Below are 241 nucleotides of genomic sequence, written 5' to 3'. Positions count from 1 at the left end.
GAAGGCACCAGCACGCGGTGCGTTGGTGATGAAGCGCTTGGTGCCGTTGATAACGTAGTGGTCGCCATCCAGCGTGGCACGGGTCTGCAGTGATGCGGCATCCGATCCGGCGCCCGGTTCCGTCAGCGCGAACGAGATGATCAGCTCGCCGCTGGCAATGCGCGGCAGGTAGTCGGCCTTCTGCGCATCGGTGCCGTCCATCAGGATGCCCTGCGAACCGATGCCGACGTTGGTGCCAAAC

At 64.3% G+C, this 241-nt stretch carries 1 protein-coding gene; it reads right to left on the bottom strand.

All coding sequences use genetic code 11. The features are described 5' to 3' along the window. Nucleotides 1-241, bottom strand: a 241-nt coding sequence (locus RVY79_RS21305) for an acyl-CoA dehydrogenase family protein (protein WP_317466616.1), incomplete at both ends; no start/stop codon positions are given.

The sequence above is a fragment of the Chromohalobacter sp. HP20-39 genome (genome assembly GCF_033052815.1).
Classification (GTDB): Bacteria; Pseudomonadota; Gammaproteobacteria; order Pseudomonadales; family Halomonadaceae; genus Chromohalobacter.
The sequence above is the reverse complement of the archived record's forward strand: the minus strand, read 5'-3'. Positions and strand labels throughout refer to the sequence as shown.